At 76.6% G+C, this 789-nt stretch carries 1 protein-coding gene; it reads left to right on the forward strand.

Annotated elements, in window-relative coordinates; all coding sequences use genetic code 11:
• Nucleotides 1-465, forward strand: a 465-nt coding sequence (locus CCN29_RS33920; RefSeq protein ID WP_086686301.1) for a hypothetical protein, incomplete at its 5' end; no start/stop codon positions are given.
• Nucleotides 466-789: the final 324 nt, after the last annotated feature.

Consider the following 789-nt stretch of genomic DNA (forward strand, 5'->3'; position numbering starts at 1 on the left):
GCCCTGGACGAACTCGGCCGCCCCATCCGCCTCGAACTGCACGCCGGCGGCTGGCAGGTCCGCGGCGCCGCCCTCGACGGCGTCACCTGGGTCCGCACCGACCCCACCGGAACCCACGCCACCGAAGGCAATGTGCGCGCCCACGCCTTCACCGGCCCGTCCCCCGCGTTCCTCGTCGCCACCGCCCGTCTCCTGCGCCTCACCCCCGCCGCCGCAGCCACCCGCGTACGCCTCGTCGCCTTCACCGACCCGGTCCTCGCCCCCCGCACCGTGGACCAGTCCTGGGCGCTGGTCGACAGAGAAACACACGCCACTGACAACGGCCCCCTGACCGTGGACGCGTACCAGGTCACAGCCCTGGACACGGGCGAACAGCACACCGTGCACCTGGCCGGCGACGTCGTCCTGTCCGCGCCCGGCATCGAGCTGGAGGACCTGGACTCACCCCCGTCGGACCTCGGCTGAGCGACCGCAGCCGGCGCTCACGCGGGCGGCACGAATCCCGTCGCGGGCCGCCCGGCGGACGCGCCACTGTTCGGTCCCGAGCCCCCGGCAGCCTCGGCGCCGGCGCCGGCAGACGNNGCAGCAGGAGTGGGGGGAGCAGCAGGAGTCGGGGGAGCGGCAGGAGTCGGGGAAGCAGCGGGAGCGGCCGGGGCGCCCGCGCCGCCGAACGTCCGCTGCGCCTCCCGCGTCTGCCGCTCGTGCAGCACCGCCGCCAGGAACATCGCGGGCGGCACCCCCGGAGGCACCGGCGCCCCGGTGCACCCGGCCACGTCCGCCGCCAGCCGC

Source organism: Streptomyces pseudogriseolus (assembly GCA_002154585.1).
Classification (GTDB): Bacteria; Actinomycetota; Actinomycetes; order Streptomycetales; family Streptomycetaceae; genus Streptomyces; species Streptomyces pseudogriseolus.